This window comes from Pseudomonas sp. P5_B2 (assembly GCF_056400445.1).
This window is the reverse complement of sequence record NZ_JBFULH010001195.1, coordinates 1-876: the sequence shown is the minus strand read 5'-3', so window position 1 is coordinate 876 and position 876 is coordinate 1. Positions and strand designations below refer to the sequence as shown.

The 876-nt window shown below is 52.2% G+C and carries 1 protein-coding gene and 1 pseudogene; both read left to right on the top strand.

Features of this window, described 5'->3' with window-relative positions:
- On the top strand, window positions 1-506 hold a 506-nt coding region (locus tag AC1DRJ_RS30150; RefSeq protein WP_477805334.1), incomplete at its 5' end, for a HalD/BesD family halogenase.
- 150 nt (window positions 507-656) lie between these two features.
- Window positions 657-876: pseudogene (locus tag AC1DRJ_RS30145) on the top strand (histidine ABC transporter substrate-binding protein); the annotation flags it as partial.

Genomic DNA, 876 nt, shown 5'->3' with positions numbered 1-876 from the left:
CCGATATTCCGGTCGACCATTTGATCCGCCAGATCTATGGATCGGACGAAGTCCTTGCTTTCATCAAAGATGTTCTGGATCTTGACGCGCTCTATCGTCATGCCGATCCATTAGCCGCCCTTAACTTACAGGGCTTCACGGCAGGACAGGAGTTGGGGTGGCACTTTGATAGGTCCGACTTCAGCGTCACGCTGTCTCTTCAGGCGGCAAGCGCTGGGGGGGATTTTGAGTACGTGCGCATGCTGCGTAATGAAAACGACGATTGTTATGACGCAGTCAGACAATTCCTGGATGACCCGCAAACACAGAAGATAGAGGTTCTTCCTCAAGTGCCTGGCACGCTGACATTGTTCCGTGGCCGCTATTCATTGCACCGGGTGACGCCGGTAGAAGGAGACAGGTTGAGGCTCAACGCGGTGTTCGCGTATGTGGACCAGCCCAATGTCGAATTCAGTGCCTATGCCCGCCAGTTGTTCTACGGGCGCACCTCCGTAGATCCAATTTAAGTTTCACCAATAACAAAAAAAGCAATTGAATCACGCCTTCGCTCACGTGTATGCACACGCACTTGTCCCTGCTAAATCTGATGGGCTCGTTTGTTCCTGTGTCGCACACAACAGTTCGCTGCCCCTAATAATGTATCGGAGCGTCTGATCATGAAAAACAGGAAGAGATTGCTGGCCTCGTTGCTCACCCTTGGCTTGCTCGTTGGTAGTGCTTCAAGCCAGGCTTCAGGATGGTGTGAGTCGGGTAAGCCAGTGAAATTTGCCGGGCTGAATTGGGAGAGCGGGATGCTCCTGACCGACATCATGATGATCGTGTTCAAGGACGGTTATGGCTGTGCAACGGATCAGTTGGTGGGTAATACCATCATTC